The organism is Pseudomonas sp. P105 (assembly GCF_032614175.1).
GTDB lineage: Bacteria > Pseudomonadota > Gammaproteobacteria > Pseudomonadales > Pseudomonadaceae > Aquipseudomonas > Aquipseudomonas rhizophila.
The window spans coordinates 3,913,088-3,936,104 of sequence record NZ_CP126693.1 but is presented as its reverse complement, the minus strand read 5'-3'; the positions used below and the strand labels follow the sequence as shown (position 1 = coordinate 3,936,104).

Annotated in this window: 16 protein-coding genes and 2 pseudogenes; 16 read left to right on the top strand and 2 right to left on the bottom strand. The window is 50.4% G+C overall.

The window, feature by feature from the left end; genetic code table 11:
* Positions 1-42: 42 nt before the first annotated feature.
* The 4 genes and pseudogenes from QOM08_RS17575 to QOM08_RS17560 all read left to right on the top strand — a co-directional run bounded on the left by QOM08_RS17575 (position 43) and on the right by QOM08_RS17560 (position 5,559).
* On the top strand, positions 43-2,349 hold the full coding sequence (locus QOM08_RS17575) for a molybdopterin-dependent oxidoreductase (RefSeq protein WP_316911914.1): 2,307 nt from the start codon (positions 43-45) through the stop codon (positions 2,347-2,349).
* Between the two features lie 176 nt (positions 2,350-2,525).
* Complete coding sequence (locus QOM08_RS17570; RefSeq protein WP_081352473.1) at positions 2,526-2,981, top strand: OsmC family protein; 456 nt, start codon at positions 2,526-2,528, stop codon at positions 2,979-2,981.
* Between the two features lie 47 nt (positions 2,982-3,028).
* Entirely contained in the window at positions 3,029-3,790 is a 762-nt protein-coding gene (locus QOM08_RS17565) for an enoyl-CoA hydratase (protein ID WP_163854341.1), read from the top strand.
* Positions 3,791-4,028: 238 nt separating this feature from the next.
* A pseudogene (locus QOM08_RS17560) lies at positions 4,029-5,559 on the top strand (IS3 family transposase).
* Between the two features lie 225 nt (positions 5,560-5,784).
* On the opposite strand, the gene QOM08_RS17555 reads toward QOM08_RS17560, so the two are convergent.
* Positions 5,785-5,949, bottom strand: a complete 165-nt coding sequence (locus QOM08_RS17555) for a hypothetical protein (protein ID WP_155767773.1) — start codon at positions 5,947-5,949, stop codon at positions 5,785-5,787.
* Between the two features lie 26 nt (positions 5,950-5,975).
* On the opposite strand from QOM08_RS17555, the gene QOM08_RS17550 reads away from it, so the two are divergent.
* From QOM08_RS17550 to QOM08_RS17535, 4 genes are all read left to right on the top strand, one after another.
* Positions 5,976-6,998 carry an AraC family transcriptional regulator gene (locus QOM08_RS17550; protein ID WP_081352475.1) on the top strand — a complete coding sequence of 341 codons (1,023 nt, stop codon included), beginning with the start codon at positions 5,976-5,978 and terminating at the stop codon, positions 6,996-6,998.
* Between the two features lie 90 nt (positions 6,999-7,088).
* Positions 7,089-8,531: an aldehyde dehydrogenase family protein gene (locus QOM08_RS17545; protein ID WP_081352476.1), complete on the top strand. Its 1,443-nt coding sequence runs from the start codon at positions 7,089-7,091 to the stop codon at positions 8,529-8,531.
* 901 nt (positions 8,532-9,432) lie between these two features.
* Complete coding sequence (locus QOM08_RS17540; protein ID WP_163854339.1) at positions 9,433-10,833, top strand: APC family permease; 1,401 nt, start codon at positions 9,433-9,435, stop codon at positions 10,831-10,833.
* 62 nt (positions 10,834-10,895) lie between these two features.
* On the top strand, positions 10,896-12,308 hold the full coding sequence (locus tag QOM08_RS17535) for an aspartate aminotransferase family protein (RefSeq protein WP_163854337.1): 1,413 nt from the start codon (positions 10,896-10,898) through the stop codon (positions 12,306-12,308).
* A 360-nt stretch (positions 12,309-12,668) separates the two neighbouring features.
* Here QOM08_RS17535 and QOM08_RS17530 read toward each other — a convergent pair whose 3' ends face one another.
* Complete coding sequence (locus QOM08_RS17530; RefSeq protein ID WP_316911913.1) at positions 12,669-13,712, bottom strand: helix-turn-helix domain-containing protein; 1,044 nt, start codon at positions 13,710-13,712, stop codon at positions 12,669-12,671.
* Between the two features lie 413 nt (positions 13,713-14,125).
* Here QOM08_RS17530 and QOM08_RS17525 point away from each other — a divergent pair, with 413 nt between their 5' ends.
* The 8 genes and pseudogenes from QOM08_RS17525 to QOM08_RS17490 form a co-directional block, all read left to right on the top strand.
* On the top strand, positions 14,126-14,704 hold the full coding sequence (locus QOM08_RS17525) for an isochorismatase family protein (RefSeq protein WP_163854336.1): 579 nt from the start codon (positions 14,126-14,128) through the stop codon (positions 14,702-14,704).
* 31 nt (positions 14,705-14,735) lie between these two features.
* The gene (locus QOM08_RS17520; protein ID WP_163854334.1) at positions 14,736-15,584 is read left to right on the top strand and encodes a 3-hydroxybutyryl-CoA dehydrogenase; all 849 of its coding nucleotides are present in this window, start codon (positions 14,736-14,738) and stop codon (positions 15,582-15,584) included.
* A 98-nt stretch (positions 15,585-15,682) separates the two neighbouring features.
* A complete protein-coding gene (locus QOM08_RS17515; RefSeq protein ID WP_239548665.1) occupies positions 15,683-16,462 on the top strand; it encodes an enoyl-CoA hydratase in 780 nt (259 codons plus the stop codon).
* Between the two features lie 358 nt (positions 16,463-16,820).
* Entirely contained in the window at positions 16,821-18,005 is a 1,185-nt protein-coding gene (locus QOM08_RS17510) for an acetyl-CoA C-acyltransferase family protein (RefSeq protein ID WP_081352482.1), read from the top strand.
* Positions 18,006-18,019: 14 nt separating this feature from the next.
* Positions 18,020-18,649, top strand: a complete 630-nt coding sequence (locus QOM08_RS17505; RefSeq protein ID WP_081352483.1) for a TetR/AcrR family transcriptional regulator — start codon at positions 18,020-18,022, stop codon at positions 18,647-18,649.
* An 83-nt stretch (positions 18,650-18,732) separates the two neighbouring features.
* Positions 18,733-20,511, top strand: coding sequence for an acyl-CoA dehydrogenase C-terminal domain-containing protein (locus tag QOM08_RS17500; RefSeq protein WP_081352484.1), 1,779 nt, complete (start codon positions 18,733-18,735; stop codon positions 20,509-20,511).
* 97 nt (positions 20,512-20,608) lie between these two features.
* Positions 20,609-22,288, top strand: coding sequence for a fatty acid--CoA ligase (locus tag QOM08_RS17495; protein WP_163854332.1), 1,680 nt, complete (start codon positions 20,609-20,611; stop codon positions 22,286-22,288).
* A gap of 88 nt (positions 22,289-22,376) precedes the next feature.
* A pseudogene (locus tag QOM08_RS17490) lies at positions 22,377-22,711 on the top strand (quinohemoprotein amine dehydrogenase subunit beta); the annotation flags it as partial.
* Positions 22,712-23,017 lie beyond the last annotated feature (306 nt).

The following is a 23,017-nucleotide window of genomic DNA, read 5'->3' as shown; positions in this document are numbered from 1 at the left end:
GGTATCTACAGGTCATTAGAACAAAAAACTGGAGGCTCAAGTATGAAGGTTGAACGTTACGCCCATTGCAGCCATTGGGGAGCCTACTCAATTCTCGTCCAAAATAACGAAATTGTTGGGATCGAGCCATTTGAACATGATCCTGCGCCTTCGCCGATTATCGACTCCGTTCGCGAATGGGCACGTTCAGATCGACGTATCACGCAACCTATGGTCCGTTCTGGTTGGCTTCAGAGCCGGGAAAAAAGTGATCGATCCAGGCGGGGTGAAGACCAGTTCATACCGGTGACTTGGGAAGAAGTCACCAATTTAGTGGCCGATGAAATTAATCGGGTGTCCTCAAACTATGGTAACGAAGCAATTTTTGCCGGTTCCTATGGGTGGACAAGTTGTGGCCGGCTTCATCATGCCCCGTCTTTGCTCAAGCGTATGCTGAACCTGGTAGGGGGCTACACCGGCCATGTGGATACCTACTCAATTGCAGCAGGACCCACAATACTTAGGCATGTCCTTGGAGATGACGCAGCCTGTACGGGCGGGTCCAGTACTTTAGATACGGTTGTCGAGCACACTGAGACGCTTATAGTCTTTGGCGGCTTATCTCCCCGAACAGCACAGAACGAGGCCGGGAGTATTGCCAAACATTCTCTTGAAAGCAATCTAAGAAAAATTGCTGCTAAGAATATTAAAGTTATTTTAGTTTCTCCATTAAGAGATGATCTGCCTGAATGGGTAGGGGCAGATTGGTGGCCAATTCGCCCGAACACCGACACTGCGCTCATGCTGGGGCTGGCAGGTGAAATCTTAAAATCAGACTCGCATGACAAAGCCTTCCTCGACCGCTGTACCAGCGGTTCGGATGACTTTATTAACTATCTGGCTGGTAAAAAAGACTGCCAGTACAAAGATGCCGCCTGGGCATCATCAATCACTGGCATAGAGCAACAAAGTATTCGTGACCTAGCGAAGCTACTTGTAAGTAGCCGCTCGATGCTCACGCTCAGTTGGAGCTTACAGCGCGCTCACCATGGTGAGCAGCCCTATTGGGCAGGATTAGCGCTTGCTGCGATGGTTGGACAAATAGGGTTGCCCGGAGGAGGGGTTGGCTATGGATATGCGTCGCTCGGCGGGGTCGGCGCTCCGATAAGCCTAAGTAAATCTCCTTCTATTTCGCAGTTTAAAAGACGGATTTCAAGCTTCATTCCTGTGGCAAGAATCAGTGATATGCTGTTAAATCCAGGAGCTGATTTCACTTATGATGGAAAACAGCAGGTTTATCCAGACATACGGCTTGTGTATTGGGCAGGGGGTAACCCGTTTCATCATCATCAAGATCTAAATCGATTGGATGTGGCATGGAAGAAGCCAGAAACTATAATTGTGCAAGATCCAATGTTTACACCTACTGCTTTGCGTGCGGATATCTTGCTGCCAGCCAATACTTCTATTGAGCGAAATGATATTGCCGCCAGTAAGCGATCTGATTATGTGTTGGCCATGCATCGCGCAATAGATACAGTAGGTGAATCCAAGTCGGATTTTGATATTTTTGATGCTGTTGCAAAAAAATTAGGCGTGCATGATGAGTTTAATGAGGGTCGTAACGAAATAGATTGGTTAAGGCATATGTATAATGAGACTCGAACTGATGCGTTTGATCGTCTCGGTTTTGAGATGGTCGATTTCGATCAGTTTTGGAAGCAGGGCTATGCCGAATGCCCAATGCGAAGTCATCATACTTACCTGCGCGAATTTCGTGAATCACCTGAATTACACCAGCTTAAAACCGAAAGTGGAAAGATAGTCCTCAATAGCTCTGTCTTAGCCAAATTACAATATGATGATTGTTTGTCTCATCCCGCTTGGCTGGCACCTGCTGAATGGTTGGGTAACGCTGATGCTACACAATTGCACCTGATATCCAACCAACCTGCCGGTCGATTGCATAGTCAATTAGAAACAGGCCAAGCAAGCCTGCAGATGAAGCGTAACGGTAGAGAGCAAGCAAAAATAAATGCAGGAGATGCTCGTCGTTTGAGTATAAATGATGGTGACATTGTAAAATTGTGGAGTGCACGAGGGGCTTGTCTAGCGACAGCTACAATTGTCGATACGGTTAGCTTGGGTGTGGTTGTTCTTCCAACCGGCGCTTGGCTGACTACAACGGCACAAAATAGTTTGGATTTCGCAGGCAATCCCAATACCTTAACGCTGGATATTGGTTCATCCAAGTTTGGTCAGGGTTGTGTAGCACACACGTGCTTAGTAAATATTGCCCCTTATAATGAATTGGCACCAGATGCAATGGAGTATTATAAAAATCTTGTCGATAGTAAGGTGGTTGCCTGAGATATGTAATATCTCGACAGCTTGCTGCCGCGATGAATGATGGTTAATCCTGGTGAGGAGATGTTGCCTCTGACAAGCTAAATCGTATGTTTGGTCCCGATCTAGATTGATAGAGTAGGGGTTGTGTTAGTTGTATGGCGCTTAGTTGACTATATTGACTGGAATGAGGGTGGTTTATGTCTGAACATGTTGCTGAAATAAAATGGGAAAAAAATGCCCATGCCGATGATGCCTCCACTTACTCACGTAACCATGTGAGTCACTTTGACGGGAAGCAAAAATTAAATGTATCTGCTTCAGTTGAATACAAAGGCGACGCTTTGTGTGCTGATCCAGAACAATTGCTAGTGAGTGCTGCAGCAAGCTGTCATATGCTGTTTTTTTTAGCAATCGCTGAACAACTAGGGTTTCTACCTGAGTCCTATTGTGATATGCCTGTGGGATATTTGGAAAAGGCGGACGGCGGTGGGTTGGAGATTACGCGAATTGAGCTTTATCCGAAGATTGTTTTTTCCGGAGAGAAGAGGCCGGACGCGGATGCTATTAACCGGATGCATTCTGGAGCACACAAGCGGTGTTTTATTGGTAATTCAATTAAAGCCACCATTACGGTCTGTGATTATTCAGAGTAACGTTAAGGGGCCCGCGCAGTAATGCGCGGGCGTGAGGGTGAAATTGTATGGAAAATATAGAATCTGTTATACTTTATGAACGGCGGAACGATGTTGTGACGTTGTGGCTGAACCGGCCGCAACAGTATAACGCACTGTCAGAAGACATGCTTAATGCGCTGAAAGAACAGCTAGATGTGCACGCGGGCGATACAACTATTCGTTGTTTGATCCTGGCAGCGAAAGGCAAAGCGTTTTGCGCAGGGCATGACCTACGCGAAATGCAGCAGAATACTGATCTTTCATATTATCAGCAACTATTTAGCTTGTGCAGTGAAGTGATGATGAAAATCCACTCATTTCCTGTTCCTGTCATTGCGCGCGTGCAAGGTGTCGCCACTGCAGCAGGCTGTCAATTAGTCGCGAGTTGCGACTTAGCTGTTGCAGTAGTGGGTGCTCGTTTTGGGGTTTCAGGAATAAACTTGGGTTTGTTCTGCTCCACACCGTCTGTCGCATTGACCCGGAGCATAACGAATAAACATGCCTTTGAGATGTTGTTCACTGGGAAGTTTATTGACGCTGATGCGGCAGTATCCTGGGGGTTAGTCAATCAAGCGGTAGACAATAAAGACATTGATAGTGCTGTTGACGTTCTGACTTCCGCCATCGCAGCCAAGAGCGCTGCTGCCATTCGACACGGGAAGGCAATGATTTATCGCCAGCGTTCGATGTGTATAGAGGATGCTTATTCGTATGCAGCTAAAGTAATGGCATGTAATGCCATGGAAGATGATGCTATCAACGGAATTAACGCTTTCTTAAGTAAATAATTTTTAAACAAAGTGCCGTTTATGCCTTGCGAGGTTGAGGTGATTGAATTGAATACTTACCGTGCGGGCGTTCGGCTTCTATTGTAGTTGTGGCGTCTATTTTTTGAGGGGCATAGTGGTAAATCCATGACTCTGTTGTTCCCTGCCCGCCTAAAAGAAATAGCTCGTCACTATCCCCCGGTGTCAGGATAGTTGTTACCTCCCCGGTTTTAATCTCGGGGGTGGAAAGAGACTGGTCGTGCCGTACTATTCACCTGAACGTAGAGCCGCATTACTCAAGATGCTGCTTCCCCCGCTGAACCTGTCGATGGCCGAGGTCTCCAGACGCGAAGAGGTCAGCGAAATGCCTTTGTCCAACTGGCGCATGCAGCTCAGTTCTGAAGGAAGTGCAGTGTCCGAAAACAAGCCGTTGACCGAGAACTGGTCAGCCGAAACCAAGTTTGCTGTCGTGCTTGAAGCCGCCGATTTGTCCGAGATCGACCAGGGCGAATATTGGCGCCGCAAAGGCCTTTACCCCGAACAGATCACGGCCTGGCGACAAGCCTTCATGACCGGCCAGAAATCGGAAAAGGCCCAGTAAAAAAGAAGATCGGGAGCAGTCTCGCAAAGATAAGAAACGCATCCAGGAACTTGAGCCCGAGCTGCGCCGCAAAGACAAGGCGCTCGCTGAAACAGCCGCGTTGTTGGTGCTGCGAAAAAGCTCAATGACAACTGGGGGGCTGACAACGTGGACAACTCACGTCTTTGCCAGAACGGCGGTTATTTGTTGACTGGCTGAGCGAAGCGTCCGCTGCGGGTGCCAGAAAAATCAGAGTCTGCCGGGAATCGGTTTATCGCTGGGGACCTTGTAACGGTGGACTGGAGCAGGCGTTATCAAGGCCGATGCCCGAACGACCACCGTACTACCTGCACCGCGCGAGCGGCAAGCGATCGTGGCGTTGTGCAATAGGCCGGAGTATGCCTATTTGCCGCCGAGCCAGATCGTGCCGCGTCTGGCCGATCAAGGGCGCTACCTGGCTTCGGAGGCGACGTTTTATCGCGTCCTGCGAGCGACGGGTCAACAGCAGCATTGAGGTTGTAGTCAGCCCCCAGGCGGTACGGCGCACCGACGACGCATGCCGCCAAAGGGCTGAATCAGGTGTGGTTGTGGGACATCACGTATCTGCCGTCGCCGATACGCGGCCAGTATTACTACCTCTATCTGACGAGGATATTTACAGCCGCAAGGCCGTGGGTTGGGAGGTCTATGATGCGGAAAGCGGCGAAAAAACCGCCGCGCTGCTGCAACGCAGCGTGATCGGCGAACAGTGTTTACGCGGACCGCTGGTGCTGCACTCGGACAATGGAGCGCCGATGAAATCGGTGACGCTGTTGAGCAAGATGTATGAGCTAGGCATCACGCCCTCGCGGGGACGACCCCGTGTCAGCAACGACAATTCTTACTCCGAGTCGCTGTTTAGAACCCTGAAATACTGCCCGCAATGGTCGCAGGATGTTTTTGCCGGTCTGGACGCCGCACGAGCGTGGGGAGGGGGTTCATGCGTTGGTACAACAACGAGCACCGGCATAGCCGTATCCGGTTCTTCACCCCGGGTGAGCGGCATTGAGGAGTGGACCATCAGGTCTTGGCCCGGCGACATGAGCTGTACGAACGAGCCAAGGAGAAAAAGCCGGAACGCTGGTCGCGTCGAACACGTAACTGGAAGCCGATCGGCACCGTGCTGTTGAACCCGGATCGGGAGCAGCACGTCGAGAAAAGAGCGGCATAGTTAGACGGTTGACGTGACAACTACGTTGAAAAACGCCGCTATGGGTAAAGTAGCTTGGTTCAAGTTTATGTAGGGCGCGCTTATTTGTATGGTCTAGGCAATTAATCAACATCGTCCTAATCATTTTGCTATGGTATTTTTATATTAAGTGCTGATAGTTGGCCATTGTTACTAACTTCATATTTGGCCTGTTTTATGCTGTAAAAACATGAGTCAAATGTCTGCTTAGGTGAAATAATCTGCGTTGCCAAGGCCAAGCACATTTGGCAGCTTGGCGTGTCCTGCATAATCACTGGCTTCTTTAGCAAAAAAATGGTGCTGGGTGGTCCTAAGATTGAGACTCGAATAAAAAGTGAGGTTTGCCTGAGCGCTGGCAGGTAAATCAATCATTTACACTACGCACGAGTGAGGCATATATGACTTTACATAATTGCCATACCATATACGCCGAAAGTTTTTTCACACAGCACGCACAGTTGTTTTCGCCTTATTTGAACTCAGTTGGGCTCAGTGGAGAAGCTTTACATTCACCTGGCTATGAGATTCCGTTATCTAAATATGTCGCTTTGTGGGAGCTTTTGGGGAGGGAAGTATCTCAAAGCATAGGGCTTGAGGTCGGAATACGAACTAGCTGTCATGAATGGGGGGTTTGGGGGCACGCTGTAAAGAGTGCGCCGACAATGCAGTTGGCATTACATTGCTTGAGCCATTTTATTGAGGTTCTGACTCAAGGAGTTAAGCTCGACGTAATCATGACCGATAGCTCAGTCAGTGTTGGCTATCAGATAATTGACCCTCTTATAATTCAGCGCAGGCAGGATGCAGAATTTTCAATTGCCGCAGAGCTGAGTTTGATTCGTGAAATTACCGGTCGTGTTGATCTTTCGCCGACGTGTGTAGAGTTCGAACATAGTGCGCCGAGGGATTTGAGCGTATATAAGGAAATTTTTAACTGTCCAGTATTTTTTAATCGGCCCGACAATCGGCTGTATTACGCTAGAAGCTTGCTGGAAATGCCTGTGTGCACCGCCGATATCCGTTTGTTCCAGGTATTAGAAGCGTTCCTTGAGCAGCGACGCGTAATGAGAACTGGACCTAATGATTTACTTAATGGGCTTTTGCGTCATATCGCGGATAGCTTGGGTGGCGGATGTCCCAACATTGATCAGGTGGCCGCCGCCATGAATATGGGGGTAAGGACGCTACAGCGCCGTTTGGCCGATCATAATCTAGACTTCAGCCACCTTGTGGAAGTGGTGCGTCGGTCCCTGGCAGAAAATTATGTGTCGTGCTCAAACCATAGCATAACCGATATTGCACTGTTGCTTGGCTATACCGAGGCCAGCTCTTTCAGCCGTGCATTTCGGCGATGGATGCAGCTTACTCCTCAACAATATAGGCAGCAGGTACTGGCGAAGCCGTTACTAAATGGCGCCTGATGTCAGTTCTTAAGGCATGAACAGACAAGACCACGTCAAGTGCTTTAGGTAGCTTTGCACCTGAGTCAGGTCCTATATTGGAGAGAGAAGATGTTTCAGCAAAGTAAAAATCATAAAAGTTTTTTTATTAATGGCGCTTGGATTGCTCCAAGTGGCGAGCAGTCGTGTCATGATGTCATCAATCCTGCTAACGGGCGTGTGTCCGGATCGATTTCGTTCGGATCGGCGATCGATGTAAACATTGCTATACAAGCCGCGTTCGATGCTTTTCCTGAGTATTCGAATACGCCTGTCGAATTTCGCGTAGCCCTATTAGAGCGAATCTGTGCGGTCTACGAGAGGCGTTTAGATGAACTAGCTGAAGCGATTACGCTTGAAATGGGGGCGCCTCTACATAAACTTTCACGCCCCCTTCAAGCTGCTATTGGGCTCTGGCATTTCCAATCTGCTTTGGAAACGCTCAAGCAGTACAGTTTCGAAAGTAAGTATGGTTCAACAATCGTCATCAAAGAGCCTATTGGTGTGTGCTCACTTATCACACCTTGGAACTGGCCGATGAATCAGGTTGCATGTAAAGTTGCCCCTGCATTGGCTGTAGGCTGTACGATGGTACTTAAGCCAAGTCAAAATTCTCCGTACTCAGCGATCATTTTCGCAGAAATAATGGAAGAGGCAGGCGTTCCAGTCGGTGTATTTAATATGATTAATGGGCAGGGGAGACAACTCGGAGAACTACTAGCTTCCCACCCGCTAGTGGATATGGTCTCTTTGACAGGATCTACCCAGGCAGGAGCGAGCTTGACGGTTGCCGGTGCTGAGACCGTAAAAAGAATGTCCTTGGAGCTGGGTGGGAAATCTGCAAATATTATTTTGTCTGATGCGGATTTAGAACAAGCCGTTCGGCATGGTGTTTTACATATGATGTCCAACTCCGGTCAGTCCTGTACGGCGCCCTCCAGGATGCTGGTGCCACGAACTCACCTGGAGCAGATAGAGCAAATAATCGTCAAGGTATGTTCTGAGATCAAGGTGGGTGACCCTATGGATCCTGAAACAACAATGGGTCCTATGGCTAACGCACGGCAATACCATCTTGTTAAGGAGTTTATTGGCGTGGGAATAAAGGAAGGAGCAAAACTATTAGTTGGTAATGAGGAGGAGCTGGCTCGATCAACTGAAGGGTTTTATATTTATCCGACTGTATTCACGAATGTTGATAATAACATGAAGATTGCGCGGGAAGAAATTTTCGGGCCTGTACTGGTTGTAATTGGATATGATAGCGAGGAGGAGGCCATCGCTATCGCTAATGATTCAATATATGGGCTTGCTGGGTATGTTCACTCCTCGAGCCTGTCACACGCAAGTGCGGTAGCAAAGCGCATGCGCACCGGGATGGTCCATCTTTGCGGTGCCGCGATTGATATCAATGCACCCTTCGGTGGCTATAAACAGTCAGGTAATGGTCGGGAGTGGGGCGCAGCTGGATTTGAAGAGTTTTTAGAAACTAAGTCGATAATGGGCGCGCTTTAGTTAGCTTGGTGATTCTTCTCTACTATTTGAGGAGTCACCATTTGTTTCTCTCGGGATGTGGCTAGATACTTCTAGCTCTGCATGCCTAAGGAGTTACCTGATTCATCTCCGAAATACGTGGCGAAACGCGGCTGTGTATTCAAAGTCGCCAGCAATTCCATCTATCGAAATCCCTGGTTGCGTTAATGGCTGAGCGACGCTGAAGGTATTTTCGATGCGGTAATATTCTGCCTAATTTGGGTAATAAAAAACCGAGTTTATAAAATAAATGCCCAGTCTTTCGAGTCTTGTTTGGGAGTCGATGAGCTCCGGCAACCTGCTTCAGATCACGACCTGTTCCCTTTCGCTGGGGCGTATGCTGATTATTTTCGTGACGTTAATTAAAGCCATTGCAATGTGAGCGCTCTTTGTTCGTCAACCGCTCGCTTGCAAATTTTTGAGAGAGTGACGCTACATTTTCGGAATTATGGTTCTCAGAGTTTTTCAGAGGTAATGTGTGGCAAAGTTATCTCGCCTGCCGATTATTTTATTTTGCACCATACTTACTAGTTAGTTCTAAATTGGTTTGGTTTTGTTAGATTGGCATGGAATGCCAATCATTCTGTCGTGGCGTAGCAAGCCAATATCTTCGGAGTCGATTATGTTAGGCGCTTGGTGAGTAGGAAACTATTGTCTGTAGGATCAGTAAACTTCCAGTTGCCAATGTGTGTCTGTATAGAAAGATAGGCACTGTGTACGAATAATGTAGCTGTTGCGACTCTTGTATCATATGAATGCAGCCTTTGCATTTAGGCTTGTCGTGTATGTTTGCGCTAAAAACAATAACATCTATTTTCCTACCGTTTTTGTTACACCAGCCTGCTGCGCTGACCAACACTAACTACGTACAGGAATAATACGCATGAATGATGTAGCCGCAGAGGGCACAGCTCTCGACGATTTATCCAGAACCATCGGCTCGCGCCAACCTAGTACGAATTCGGCGCGTCGCATGGAACGCGTCCTGGGGTTGCCGTCGCTTGTCCTATTTGGACTAGCCTATATGGTGCCGTTGACGGTCTTCACCACCTATGGGCTGGTCACCCAGGCCACTTCCGGGCATCTGCCCGCCGCTTACGTCGTTACCCTGATTACCATGTTATTCACCGCTTACAGCTATGGGCGGATGGCCGCTTCGCTACCCTATGCCGGATCGGCGTACGCCTATGCCAGTTCTACATTCGGCGGCAAGATCGGCTTCATGGTCGGTTGGGTATTGCTGCTGGATTACCTGTTCATACCGATGATCTGCTATCTGGTTATCGGCATTTACATGGCCCAGTACTTTCCCGCCGTGCCAATGTCGGTATGGATCTGTGGCAGCATTCTCGGTGTACTGGTGCTGAATGTTCTGGGCATTAAATTGTTGGCCAAGGTCAACTTCGCTCTGATCGGTGTCCAGATCGTGTTCATCGTCGTATTCATCGCCGCCTCCATTGTTTCCATCAGCGATGCTCCTCCGGTTTCCTTCTCCGCACCCTTTTTCAGTCCAGATATCAACTTTCAAGGGCTGCTCAGCGGTGCTGCCACGCTGTGCCTGTCCTTTCTGGGTTTCGATGCGGTGTCGACGTTGTCCGAAGAAACACGGGACCCAGCGCGCAACCTTCCACGCGCCATCATGCTGTGCACCTTGCTCAGCGGCTTTCTATTCATACTGATTGCCTACACCGGCCACCTAGCTTACCCGGATTGGCGTGCGTTTCAGGACGTCGACTCAGCGAGTTTACAGGTGATACAGCATGTGGGCGGGCAACTGCTGTCGGCTTTTTTCACAGCCATCTATGTCGCTGGGTGTTTCGCCTGCGCGATGACTGCACAAGCCAGTGTCTCGCGGATCCTCTTTGCCATGGGCCGTAATGGCGTCCTATCAAAGCGCGTCTTTGGCGTGACCAGCAAACGATTCGGTACACCTGTTTCAACCACTGTTCTAGTGAGTCTGATATCGCTGACTGCACTGTTGATCAGTCTGGACCTGGCCTCGACTATGATCAGCTTCGGTGCTCTGACTGCCTTCTCTTTCGTCAATCTCTCCGTTATCAAACACTTCCTCTGGGACAAAGGGGTGCAAGGGCCCCGGGCCATTCTGTGCTACGGCTTTATCCCGCTGGTCGGCCTGATCCTGACCCTGTGGCTGTGGACCAGGCTTTCTTCGACCACTTTCGAAGTCGGCCTGGCCTGGCTCGGCGGCGGTCTGTTCTACCTGCTCTGGTTGACCAGGGGTTTCCGTCGCCCTACGCCGCAATTACATCAGCACGACGACTAACACACTTTCAATGACGGCACCCATGCCCAGGCGCTTCACAAATCCGCATAGAGGCTCGCACCATGACTATCGTAGAAAAAGATATCGTTCCAATCAGCAAAACTGATGAACTTCAGGCGTTAGCGAAGAAGCATTTGCTTATGCACTTCACCAGTGCCACGTATTACGAGAGCGCTCCGCTCACGATCATGAGCCGTGGCGAAGGCTGCTGGGTTTGGGACGAATTTGGCAACCGTTATCTCGACGGATTGGCGGGCCTGTATTGCGTAAATGTCGGCTATAGTCATGGAGAAGAAATTGGCGAAGCGATAAAAGCTCAAATGTGCAAGCTGCCATATTTCAGTAACTGGAGTTTTGCCCACGAACCGTCCATTCGCCTGGCGGCGAAAGTGGCGTCACTGGCACCGCCGTCGATGAACCGGGTATTTTTCACCTCAAGCGGCTCGGAATCTAATGAGTCGGCTATGAAATTGATCCGGCAATACCACCTGGCTCGGGGTGATCATGCCAAAACCAAGTTTATCGCCCGACGCGTGTCCTATCATGGCACCAGTTTTGGCGCGCTTTCACTTAATGGTATGACCAATATCCGTAACATCTTCGAACCCTTGATTCCCGGTGTTCGGCATGTTTCCAACACCAAGCGCTACAAGCGTCCGCAAGACGAAAGCGAAGCGCAATTCACAGCGTTTCTGCTCAATGAAATCGAATCACTGATCATCCAAGAAGGCCCGGACACGGTTGCCGGGTTATTCATCGAGCCCTTGCAAAATGCCGGCGGCAGCCTGACGCCGCCCGCCGGCTATGCCGATGGCATACGCCACTTGTGCGATAAATACGGCGTACTGTTGGTCGCCGATGAGGTGATTTGCGGTTTTGGCCGCCTCGGCGAGTGGTTTGGTTCGATCCGCTATGGCATCAAGCCTGACATCATTACGTTCGCCAAAGGCATCGCGTCAGGTTATATCCCCCTGGGCGGAATGATTACCAGCGATGCGGTGATGGAGCCCATCCTCAACGGCCCGCAGCAGATGTTTTTGCATGGGCTGACTTATGGTGGCCATCCGGCCGCATGCGCTGCGGCGCTAGCCAATATTGAGATCATGGAGCGTGAGGGTGTGCTCAATAACGTGCGGCGCAATCAGGCCTACTTCCGTGCCAAGCTCGAAGAATTAAAAGCACACGCCATTGTTGGAGACGTGCGCGGTGACGGTTACCATTACTCGCTCGAGCTGGTCACCGATAAAGCCAACCGCAGCTGGACATCCGCCGTACCTTCCACGGAGTTTGTTGCCACCCGCCTTGCACCGGCCCTGTTCAAGTCCGGATTGCTGTGTCGTGCCGCGGTTGACCATGAGGGAACGCCGCTAATTCAGGTGTCCCCACCGTTGATTCTTTCGCTCGAAGAGATTGACTGGCTGGTTGCGCGACTGGATGTCGTGCTGGGCCAACAAATCGAAATCGGCTTCGATTGACAGCTGTGGTCGCGCTGACCCTTTGTCGAATGGGTTATGCGCTTTGTAGTACTCGACCGTGCGCCTTAGTGGCGCACGCGTCGAACGATCTGCGTTTGCCGTATTTATGAAATCTAGAACCACGCCTCCAATGCGTACCGAGCTCAAACTGCCACCGAGCAGATTCACAGTGATGTCGCGGAAAGGCGTTCGGCCGTATTCATACGCGAATTGGATGTAGGCGTGAAAGGCTACTGAAAACGTTGTGTTTCTCCAGCCACAACGTCGTTTTCGAATGCTCGTGGGCGGCGTAGGTGTTGGCGATCAATGCCGTCGAAGTGGGTTGGGCGCTTCTTAATAAATCTTCTTAACGGAGTATGGCTAGATATTTCGGTTTCTATATGCTCCGGGCGTTACCTGCATCCAACCCCGAAATGCGCGGCAAAATGCAGCTGTGTTTTCAAAGCCCACCAGGGCTGCAACTCCATCTATCGAAATCCTAGACTGTGTTAATAGCTGAACCGCGAGATCGCGGCGTAGATCATCTCGTACAACTCTGAAACTCGTACCCTCCGCTTGTAACTTGCGCGTCAGAGTACGAGTAGAAAGTCCTAGTGCACAAGATACTTTATTGATGTCATCTGATGGGATTTCCATCGCGGCAAGGTGTTGCCTGACTTTGGTGCTAAACAATCCCGCGTTTATGGTGGTGAATGCCCAGTCTTCCGGGGCGCGTCGTAAGAAGGCCCAAAGTTCCACACGGGTACGGCGGTAATTCGTAAGCCGGAATTTTGAATCAATCCATATGGCGCTGTGCTCGGCGTCAAAATTTATGGGGCCAGGATATAGGAATGCGTAGTCGGAAAAGTGATCAGGTTTTGGGAACGCAAACTGAACAAGCTGCAATTCTATTTTACTATTAAGCAACCAGCTAACAATGCCATGGATAAGTTTAATCATCAGCTCGTGGCCGAGAATATTAACCTCGGCATCAGACACCCTCGGTTTGAGCGTGATACCAATTCTAGCGTGTTCGCTCATGAGTGTCAGTTGGTAGTCATCGAGCAGCAGATTCCAAAAGCGCGTCAATCGGTTGAGTGCGATCGCAATATTGGCCGCATCCAGCAAATTTAACATCATGTATTTAAAGGTCCCGCTGCGAATCGGTCGGGACCACAGTCCATGCATCTCGTCGTCCAATAAAACTATATTTGCTTTATAAGCTGCCATAAATTGGGCGCGGCTTATTCTTAGCTCCGGCTGATAAAAACATACATCTGGAATATTGGCTTTTTGAAAAATGTTCAGGACGGCAGCGTCACCGTGAGCAGTCTTGGTTTTTCTTACCAGACCCTCTAAAAAATGTCCGGAAATTGTGAATGCCGGCTCGGGAGGTATGGATCGATTTGAAAAATGTACGTGCATTGCTGACATCCTCTTGCGCGACCAGTGTGCCCATCAACGTCCTCGTCATTCTGGCGTATTCTGCATAAATTATGGCCCGCAATGCAAAAAAAAAAATCTGAATTGCCCTACATTAGACTTCACCTCTCTTCGAATGGATCAAAGGTAACGCTTGGTTGTTGAGGGTAGAGGTCCTTTTGCACTGCGCGTCTTCATTTTGCGAGGCCAAACCTGAGTGGTTTTCACTTGATAGCCGGAGGAGTCGACGACTCATCGCTTCATGGCGCGAGGTGCAAATGTGTGTGCTATCACCGAGCCAGTGCTTGGATCCATGGCTAAATTGGAAGGATAGCTAAGTTAGCGCTGGTTCGGGTTGCCCCACGGGATTAGTTTGTCAGTTTCCAGTAAATGGTCGTTGTCACTACGTCGAGGCGATGCAAGCTTTAAAAAATAAAAAGGAAGAAGTAGCTTTGAAAATAAATAGAGCTAAGGCGGCGTTGCTAGTCATCGACATGCAACCTAAAGTATTACGATTGATACCTAACCATCAGGAAATCCTTCAGAACTGTCAGTGGCTAGTTGGCTTGTGTGAGGACCTTGACGTTGTAGTTCGATTTTCTGCGCACTATCAAAAGGGTCTGGGCTCTATATCGGAAGAACTATTAGTTTGTGCCGAACAACCCGTGATCGTAAATAAATGCTACTTTTCCTGCGTGGAGGAGGGCGGCGAAACGGCCGAAGTGGTTGGGTCGCAAGAGCAATGGATCCTGTGCGGTATAGAAACACATGCGTGCGTTATGCTTACTGCCATGGACCTTGCTCTTGCGGGGAGGCAGGTTTTCGTAGTGGTCGACGCTGTTGGATCACGATCTGAAGTTGATAGGTCGGTGGCCTTGTCCCGATTGCAACAATTAGGTGTGATCCTGGTTACGCGGGAAATGGTGTTGTTCGAATTACTGCGCTGTGCAGGGACAGAAGATTTTAAAGCATGTAGCAAAAAATACTTGAAGTAAGTTCTGGTTCATAACTGTCTACGGGGTTTAAATGACTAAGCAGAAAATCGGTATTCTTGGCGCTGGTACTATGGGCAGCGGCATCAGCCAAGTTTTTGCGGTAAATGGGTTCGACGTCGCGCTCATTGATATCTCAGCAGCTGCGCTCGAGCGGGCTATTAACACTGTCGAAAAGAGTTTGGACCGGTTGCTCAGTAAAGAAAAAATTACCGCTCAGCAGAAAAATGACGCTCTTTCAAAAATCAAAATAGGTCAAGATCTCGCCAGCTTGGCTGATTGCGACGTTGTTATTGAAGCTGCGACCGAAGACCTCGAGCTGAAGTTGGCGTTAATGGCTCAATTAGATGCTATTGTCCGGCCTGAAGCGATTTTGGCAACCAACACATCATCTATTTCCATTACGCGACTGGCTTCGGCAACGTCACGACCTGAAAGAGTCGTGGGTCTACATTTTTTTAATCCGGTTCCACTAATGGCTCTCGTTGAGGTTATTTCCGGACTTCAGACAAGCGAAGCTGCATCGTCTTCTATGGATGCGTTGGCTAAGGAAGTAGGGAAGACACCGGTCAAAGTTAAAAATAGCCCCGGGTTTGTCGTAAACCGGTTGCTTTGCCCAATGCTTAATGAAGCAGTGTTCGCGTTGAGCGAAAATCTTGCGACCGCATCAGAGATTGATGAAGCAATGAAACTGGGTGCGAATCATCCCATTGGTCCACTGGCACTGTGCGATATGATTGGTCTGGACGTTCAATTGGCCGTGATGCAGGTATTGTTCGAATCTTACAAAGATTCAAAATATCGCCCTGCGCCTCTGCTTGTTGAGATGGTTGAAGCCGGCTACCTTGGACGTAAGACAGGTCGTGGTTTCTACAGGTATTAATATGGAGCAGTCCTGCTATCAAGTTGTGGAGCAAGGTCTCTTCAAGCTTTATTTGGTTTTTATTCAAGCTCGGCTCTGTATTTTTGAGGAAGATGAATTTGGACAGTCAAGGCTCGATCATCGTAGAGGTTCACGGTCGTGTGGGTTTGATTAAAATAAATCGGCCCGACGTTCTCAACGCGTTGAATGACAAGGTGGTTAAGGGGATTTCTGATGCTGTTGATTTGTTTGAATCGGATGAAGAGATAGGTTGCATCGTTATCACTGGAAGCGATAAAGCCTTTGCGGCTGGCGCTGACGTTGGATTTATGAAGTCATTTGATTATATGCATGTCTATAAAACTGATTTTGTGACTCGTAATTGGGAGCGACTTGGGAAGTCCCGTAAACCCGTAATTGGCGCCGTTGCGGGCTATGCGTTGGGTGGCGGTTGTGAGCTTGCGATGATGTGCGACATGATCTTCGCCGCTGAGAACGCGCAATTCGGGCAGCCCGAAGTGCGGCTAGGCGTATTGCCTGGCGCAGGAGGTACTCAGAGATTAACTCGGGCCGTTGGTAAGGCAAAAGCGATGGACTTGTGTCTAACTGCTCGGACGATGGATGCTTTTGAAGCCGAAAAATCTGGACTTGTGGCACGAGTCGTACCTGTCGAGCGCCTTCTGGATGAAGCACTGAGTGCTGCACAGACAATTGCCAGATTTTCATTGCCTGTCACAATGATGATTAAAGAGTCCGTTAATCGTGCGTTCGAAACCAGTCTGTCGGAAGGTTTGTTGTTTGAGCGTCGCCTCTTTCACTCTTCCTTCGCTTTGGAGGATCAAAAAGAGGGGATGGGCGCGTTTCTTGACAAAAGGAAACCCATTTTTAAACACCGCTAGTATCGAATCGTAAACCGTACCATAGCTAGTTCCAACGACGCTTTCTCAATGGCGCTATATCTGTCGGTGGGTTGTCACGCTGCGAGTTGTCGATTGTCATCAGATGTCAATTGCTATGTCATCCAGCAGCAAGCCTTCCCCTTCAAAATTGAGTATCGTGTTAAATGGGTGAGGCGGTGCTTTTTGTTGTTATTATTTTAATTATCGTTTTCTGCGTACATGCTGTCTACTTGAATAAGTGAAATAGGACGCTGTGCCTGGTCAGCCGTAGATTAGTTCTGGCAAAAGTCGACGAGGCTGTATTGTCGAGTAGGCTGAAGAGAACGTGCAACTCAATAACAAACTTAATGGAGTTTCCATGTCTACATCTGAAGTGTTTATCGTCAGCGCAGCACGAACTGCAATCGGCTCCTTTGGTGGCACACTGAAAGATATCTCGCTGTCGCAGTTGGCAACGACAGCGGTACAAGCGGTTCTGCAACGCAGCGGTTGCGCGCCGGACCGTGTTGGTAGTGTTGTGTTGGGCACTGTTATTCCGACCGATCCGCGCGATGCCTATCTCTCACGGGTTGCCGCCATCCAGGCCGGTATTCCGAATGAGACTCCAGCGTTCAACGTCAATCGCCTGTGCGGTTCTGGTTTGCAGGCGATTATTTCGGCTGCGCAGGGCCTGTTTCTGGGGGAAAACGAAGTCGCAGTTGCCGGCGGTGCCGAGTGTATGAGTCGTGGGCCCTACATACTTCCGAGCGCGCGATGGGGTGGGCGTCTGGGCGACATGCAGGCTGTGGACTACATGCTGGGTATTTTGCATGACCCCTTTCACCGCATTCACATGGGCATTACCGCGGAGAATATCGCCGAGCGCTGTGGTATCAGTCGAGCCGAGCAGGATGCGCTGGCGCTGGAAAGCCAGAAGCGTGCGGTGCGCGCTATCGCCGAGGGGCGCTTCGCTGGGCAGATCGTACCGGTTGAGGTGAAAACGCGTAAAGGTATACAGCAGTTCGAGGTTGATGAACACGTGCGCGGTGATGTAACTCTTGACCAGTTAGCAGCGATGAAAGCGGCGTTCAAAGCGGACGGGACGGTAACCGCTGGCAACGCATCCGGTCTGAACGACGGCGCCGCTGCGTTGTTGTTGGCTAGTAGCACGGCGCTTAAAAGCGAGAACCTGCGCCCGCTTGCACGTTTGGTCAGCTATGCATGTTCCGGGGTTGAACCGGAGCTGATGGGATTGGGGCCGATTCCTGCTACTCGTCTTGCTCTGAAGCGCGCTGGTCTCACGGTCGCAGATCTGGATGTGATCGAATCCAACGAAGCTTTTGCTTCCCAGGCTTGTGCAGTGGCTCGTGAGCTCGACTTCGATCCTGCTAAGGTAAACCCGAACGGCTCGGGTATTTCCCTCGGCCACCCAGTCGGTGCCACCGGAGCAATCATCGTCACCAAGGCCATCCATGAACTGCATCGTGTCCAGGGGCGTTATGCACTGGCGACCATGTGCATCGGTGGTGGTCAGGGCATCGCTGCGATCTTTGAGCGTGTCTAAAGGGACGTCGCTGAATGAATCAAGTATGTGATCCGCGCGCTGAGAAAGTTACGCCTTCACGGCTGCAACCATTGCGCAAAAGCGCATTGCAGCTTTTCGCCCAGCGAGGTTTTGCTCGGGTAAGCGTACGCGAACTGGCGCAGCAGTTGGGGATGGGCCCCGGTTCTTTTTATTGCCATTTTGAAAACAAAGAACAACTGTTGTTCGAATTGATCGAGGAACTCTTTACCGACTTACTCGCGTTGGCGCGGCGTCGCAAGAAGGGTTGCTCTCTTGCGTGCCTACAGGCGTTCGTACAAGCGCATATTGACTTGCACGAGCGACGCGCAATGCATTTTCTAATTGCTGAGCGCGAGTTCCACTGTCTTTCGCTGGACCACCAGCAACACATTTGCAAAATGCGACAAGATTATGAAAATCGCTTTTTGGTCCTGCTGCGCGAGGCTGGGGCGAGCGCACCCTCGCCGGTGCTAGCGGCAACCGTGCACGCAGTAATGGCCTGGTTAAACAACCTGCCAAGTTGCCTGGAACAGTCCGGACTGAAAGCGTCGGAAAGGCCCGCAATACTGAGTGCAATTGTGCTTGGATCGCTTTCCAGCGTTCTGCCGTCGTCGGCACACACCACACTTTTGAATGTTGCGTGACCCAGAAGCGTATTGCTCGCAGGTGAAGGTGGCTTCACATCAACCACTGCATACCCATGCATATAATACTACGAGACTCTGTTATGGCAGATTACAAAGCTCCGTTGCGCGATATGCGTTTTGTCCTCAATGAAGTGTTCGAGGTTTCCAAGTTATGGGCTCAACTGCCGGCCTTGGCCGAGGTGGCAGATGAAGACACTGCTATGGCCATCCTTGAAGAGGCCGGAAAAGTTACTGGTGAAGTGATCGCTCCGCTCAATCGAAGCGGCGACGAAGAGGGATGCTCTTGGCGTGAAGGCGCGGTGAAGACTCCTGCAGGTTTCCCCCGGGCTTACCAGACTTATGCAGAAGGTGGATGGGTGGGTGTCTGCGGTGCGCCGGAGTTTGGCGGGATGGGCATGCCTAAGTTGATCGGCGCTCAGGTTGAAGAAATGGTCAACTCGGCAAACATGTCGTTCGCCCTATACCCGATGTTGACCGCCGGGGCATGCCTGTCGATTCTGAACCACGCCAGCGAGAAACTGAAGGCAAAATACCTGCCCAATATGTACGAAGGCCGTTGGGCCGGATCGATGTGCTTGACTGAGCCGCATGCCGGCACCGACCTTGGGATTATCCGCACCAAGGCCGAGCCTCAAGCCGACGGTAGTTACAAAATCGTCGGTACGAAGATATTCATCACCGGTGGAGAGCAGGATCTGACCGAGAACATCATCCATCTGGTACTTGCCAGGCTCCCGGACGCTCCTGCCGGCCCTAAGGGTATCTCGCTTTTTTTAGTGCCTAAACTTATGGTCAACACAGATGGCTCTGTGGGTGAACGCAATGCAGTTCATTGCGGTTCGATCGAGCATAAGATGGGCATAAAGGGCGCAGCCACCTGTGTGATGAACTTCGATGGCGCCACCGGCTGGATCATCGATGCGCCAAACAAGGGGCTGGCGGCGATGTTCACGATGATGAACTACGAGCGTTTGGGCGTTGGTATCCAAGGTCTGGCGTTGGGCGAGCGGTCTTTCCAGAGCGCGGTCGAATACGCGCGGGAGCGCCTCCAAAGTCGTGCGCCGACCGGGCCCCAGGCCACAGACAAAGTCGCCGACCCCATCATAGTGCACCCGGACGTCCGCCGCATGTTGTTGACGATGAAAGCTCTGAACGAGGGGGGGCGTGCTTTCTACAGCTACGTGGCAATACAACTGGACATTGCCAAGTACAGCGAAGATGCCACGACGCGAGCGCGTGCTGAAGAAATGGTTGCCTTGTTGACCCCCGTGGCGAAAGCTTTCATCACCGATATGGGATTAGAGACTACAGTGCATGGTCAACAGATCTTTGGTGGGCATGGCTTCATTCGTGAGTGGGGCCAAGAGCAGTTGATCCGAGACTGCCGCATCACCCAGATTTACGAAGGCACTAATGGTGTCCAGGCGCTCGATCTGATGGGGCGCAAGGTGGTGGGCTGCGGTGGGATTTTTTACAAGCATTTCAGTATCGAAGTGAAGGATTTTATCAGCTCAGCCGATGCCTGCCTGGATGAGTTCACCGTACCGCTGCAAGCAGCCATCGACACCCTCGATGCGTTGACAGCCTGGATCATCGTGCAGGCTAAGGCCAATCCCAATGAAATCGGCGCCGCCTCGGTGGAGTACCTCCAGGTGTTTGGTTACACCGCCTACGCCTACATGTGGGCGCTGATGGCGCGCACGGCCTTGGACAAGCAAGAGCACGAGGACTTTTATGCCAGCAAAGTTGGGACTGCGCGCTTCTATTTTGCTCGTCTGTTACCACGTATCCATTCGTTGAGCGCCGCAGTAAAGGCCGGTAGTGAATCGCTTTACTTACTCGACGCCGCCCAATTCTGAACGTTCCGGGTGCTGGCCGATATAAGTCCATGGCATTGTGCTAGGGCTAGTAAAGTCCTTATTGAAACTCAATGGATTCCATCCTGGAGATGCGATCATGGTTAAAACAAAAATAATTTCCCCTGCGCAAGGCGCATATAGCTATCCATTGCTTATCAAGAGCCTATTGCTCTCAGGGCAGCGCTATGAAGCAGAACAGGAGATCGTCTACGCCGATAAGCTGCGCTACAGCTATCGCACGCTCAATAAACGTATTCGGCAAATGGCCAACGTGTTGACCGCCGCAGGAGTAAAGGCTGGGGACACGGTGGCGATGCTGGATTGGGACAGTCATCGCTATCTGGAGTGTTTTTTCGCGGTGCCGATGATCGGCGCCGTGCTGCATATGGTGAATATTCGCCTGTCTCCGGAGCAGGTGCTGTATACGATGAACCACGCGGAAGATGATTTAGTCCTGGTACATGATGACTTTCTGCCGCTGCTCGAGCAGATACATGGCGGATTGAGCTCCGTAAAAGGTTATATCCAGCTAAGCGAAGGCGCTGCCAAGGTCACGAGTTTGCCAGTATTGGGCGAGTACGAGCAGTTGCTGTCCCAATCCCTTGTGGATTACGACTTTCCCGAATTTGATGAAAACTCCGTTGCTACAGTATTTTACACCACAGGGACAACAGGTAAACCGAAGGGAGTGTACTTTAGCCATCGCCAGCTAGTCCTGCATACCTTGGCCGCGGTCGGCACCCTTGGCGCCTACCGAGGACTACCGATACTTCGCTCTGACGATGTCTATATGCCAATTACTCCAATGTTCCATGTGCACGCCTGGGGGGTGCCATATGTGGCAACATTGATGGGCGTTAAACAAGTTTACCCCGGTCGGTATGAACCCAATGCCCTTGTGCGCCTCTATAGAGAGGAGAAGGTCACCTTCAGCCACTGCGTGCCAACTGTTCTACAGATGATCCTGACTTGCCCAGAAGCAGCCCAGACTGACTTTAGTGGCTGGAAATTGCTCTTGGGTGGCAGCGCGTTAGCACTTGGGGCAGCCAGTCAAGCGGCCGAACGTGGCATGCTTGTACACTCCGGCTATGGCATGTCTGAAACCTGTCCGTTGCTAAGCAGTACTTATCTACGGCCTCACGAACTTGCCCTGCCGATGGACGAGCAACTTCCACTTCGAATTAAGACCGGAGTGCCCATGGCCATGGTGGATATGAGGGTAATCGACTCCAACGGTCAAATCGTGCCGCATAACGGAGAGTCGGTAGGTGAGATTGTGGTGCGGGCGCCTTGGCTAACTCAAGGCTACTTGCACGACCCTGAAAAGGGTGCAGAACTTTGGGAGGGGGGCTGGCTGCACACCGGTGATATCGGCTCTATCGATGCGCACGGCGTTTTGGAGATTAAGGATCGTATTAAAGATGTGATCAAGACTGGCGGCGAGTGGATCAGTTCCTTAGAGTTAGAAAGTCTGATCAGTGAGCATCCTGCCATCATGTCGGTTGCGGTGGTTGGAATTCCAGATATTCAGTGGGGTGAGCGACCAATGGCCATGATCGTTTGTGCACCATTATCCCAGCTCACTCAGGCGGATCTTGAGCAGCATTTGTTGCAATTCGTCGACAACGGTCGCATTACTAAATGGGCGATACCGAAAAAATTTGTATTTGTCGACGACATACCCAAGACAAGCGTTGGCAAAGTAGACAAAAAAAAGATTCGGGAAAATGAATCCGCGGATTTGCCAAGTGAGTCTATACGGCATATTGAACAGTAATAAAAGTCAGTGGGCGGTGGCAGGAAGTAGTCTTGTACCCGGCCTTGGTTAGGCGGCTTTGGCCGGGAGTATGATGTTGCCACTTGGCGTTGACTTGAAAAACGGAAGACTTAAGCTACCGACGTCGGCCATCGGATAGAACTCTATTTCAGCAGAGTGCGTTCACCTAAAGATCTGAACCTGATGTTTGACGTGCTAAATCGCTTGGCAAAGTACGACATCAAGCAGAAAAAATTACTGCAGGCGGCTACCCTAGATGATTTTTTATTGTATTTAGTTTAATAAGAACGGCAGCAAAAATTGTTTGTCAGGCGCACTAAACGACATCGCCATTTTCGATACCGTGAGCATGAAGCAGATAGGCATATAAGCTTGCCAAGAGGGGGCATGGCGTTGGTTACTTCGCAGATATTCATTCGTTAGAAAGGCCCACTAGTAATAAATTGGCCTGAGATGGTGGTGCACTGAGTTCCTTGTTGCCGGGGCTTAGCAAGCCCCGGCAGCTGTCTCGGTCAGAAAACCAGGCTGACACCAGTATTCAGTGCGCGCCCATTGCCTGGTGAGTGAGGGGCCGAGCTGCGTCCGGGGTGGAAATGCTTGAATGCCTGGCAGCTGAGGTGCAAGCTAAGCATGCAATATTCATTTGATCGGATCGGGCGGTTCAAAAAGGTCGGCAAATGAACAACTTCATTGTAATCGAGCTAGTGTTAACGCGATGTTTAGACAAAA

Coding starts and splice junctions, on each gene's coding strand:
- QOM08_RS17575 (WP_316911914.1), top strand. CDS start 43: ATGAAGGTTGAACGTTACGCCCATTGCAGCCATTGGGGAGCCTACTCA.
- QOM08_RS17570 (WP_081352473.1), top strand. CDS start 2,526: ATGTCTGAACATGTTGCTGAAATAAAATGGGAAAAAAATGCCCATGCC.
- QOM08_RS17565 (WP_163854341.1), top strand. CDS start 3,029: ATGGAAAATATAGAATCTGTTATACTTTATGAACGGCGGAACGATGTT.
- QOM08_RS17555 (WP_155767773.1), bottom strand. CDS start 5,949: ATGATTGATTTACCTGCCAGCGCTCAGGCAAACCTCACTTTTTATTCG.
- QOM08_RS17550 (WP_081352475.1), top strand. CDS start 5,976: ATGACTTTACATAATTGCCATACCATATACGCCGAAAGTTTTTTCACA.
- QOM08_RS17545 (WP_081352476.1), top strand. CDS start 7,089: ATGTTTCAGCAAAGTAAAAATCATAAAAGTTTTTTTATTAATGGCGCT.
- QOM08_RS17540 (WP_163854339.1), top strand. CDS start 9,433: ATGAATGATGTAGCCGCAGAGGGCACAGCTCTCGACGATTTATCCAGA.
- QOM08_RS17535 (WP_163854337.1), top strand. CDS start 10,896: ATGACTATCGTAGAAAAAGATATCGTTCCAATCAGCAAAACTGATGAA.
- QOM08_RS17530 (WP_316911913.1), bottom strand. CDS start 13,712: ATGCACGTACATTTTTCAAATCGATCCATACCTCCCGAGCCGGCATTC.
- QOM08_RS17525 (WP_163854336.1), top strand. CDS start 14,126: ATGCAAGCTTTAAAAAATAAAAAGGAAGAAGTAGCTTTGAAAATAAAT.
- QOM08_RS17520 (WP_163854334.1), top strand. CDS start 14,736: ATGACTAAGCAGAAAATCGGTATTCTTGGCGCTGGTACTATGGGCAGC.
- QOM08_RS17510 (WP_081352482.1), top strand. CDS start 16,821: ATGTCTACATCTGAAGTGTTTATCGTCAGCGCAGCACGAACTGCAATC.
- QOM08_RS17505 (WP_081352483.1), top strand. CDS start 18,020: ATGAATCAAGTATGTGATCCGCGCGCTGAGAAAGTTACGCCTTCACGG.
- QOM08_RS17500 (WP_081352484.1), top strand. CDS start 18,733: ATGGCAGATTACAAAGCTCCGTTGCGCGATATGCGTTTTGTCCTCAAT.
- QOM08_RS17495 (WP_163854332.1), top strand. CDS start 20,609: ATGGTTAAAACAAAAATAATTTCCCCTGCGCAAGGCGCATATAGCTAT.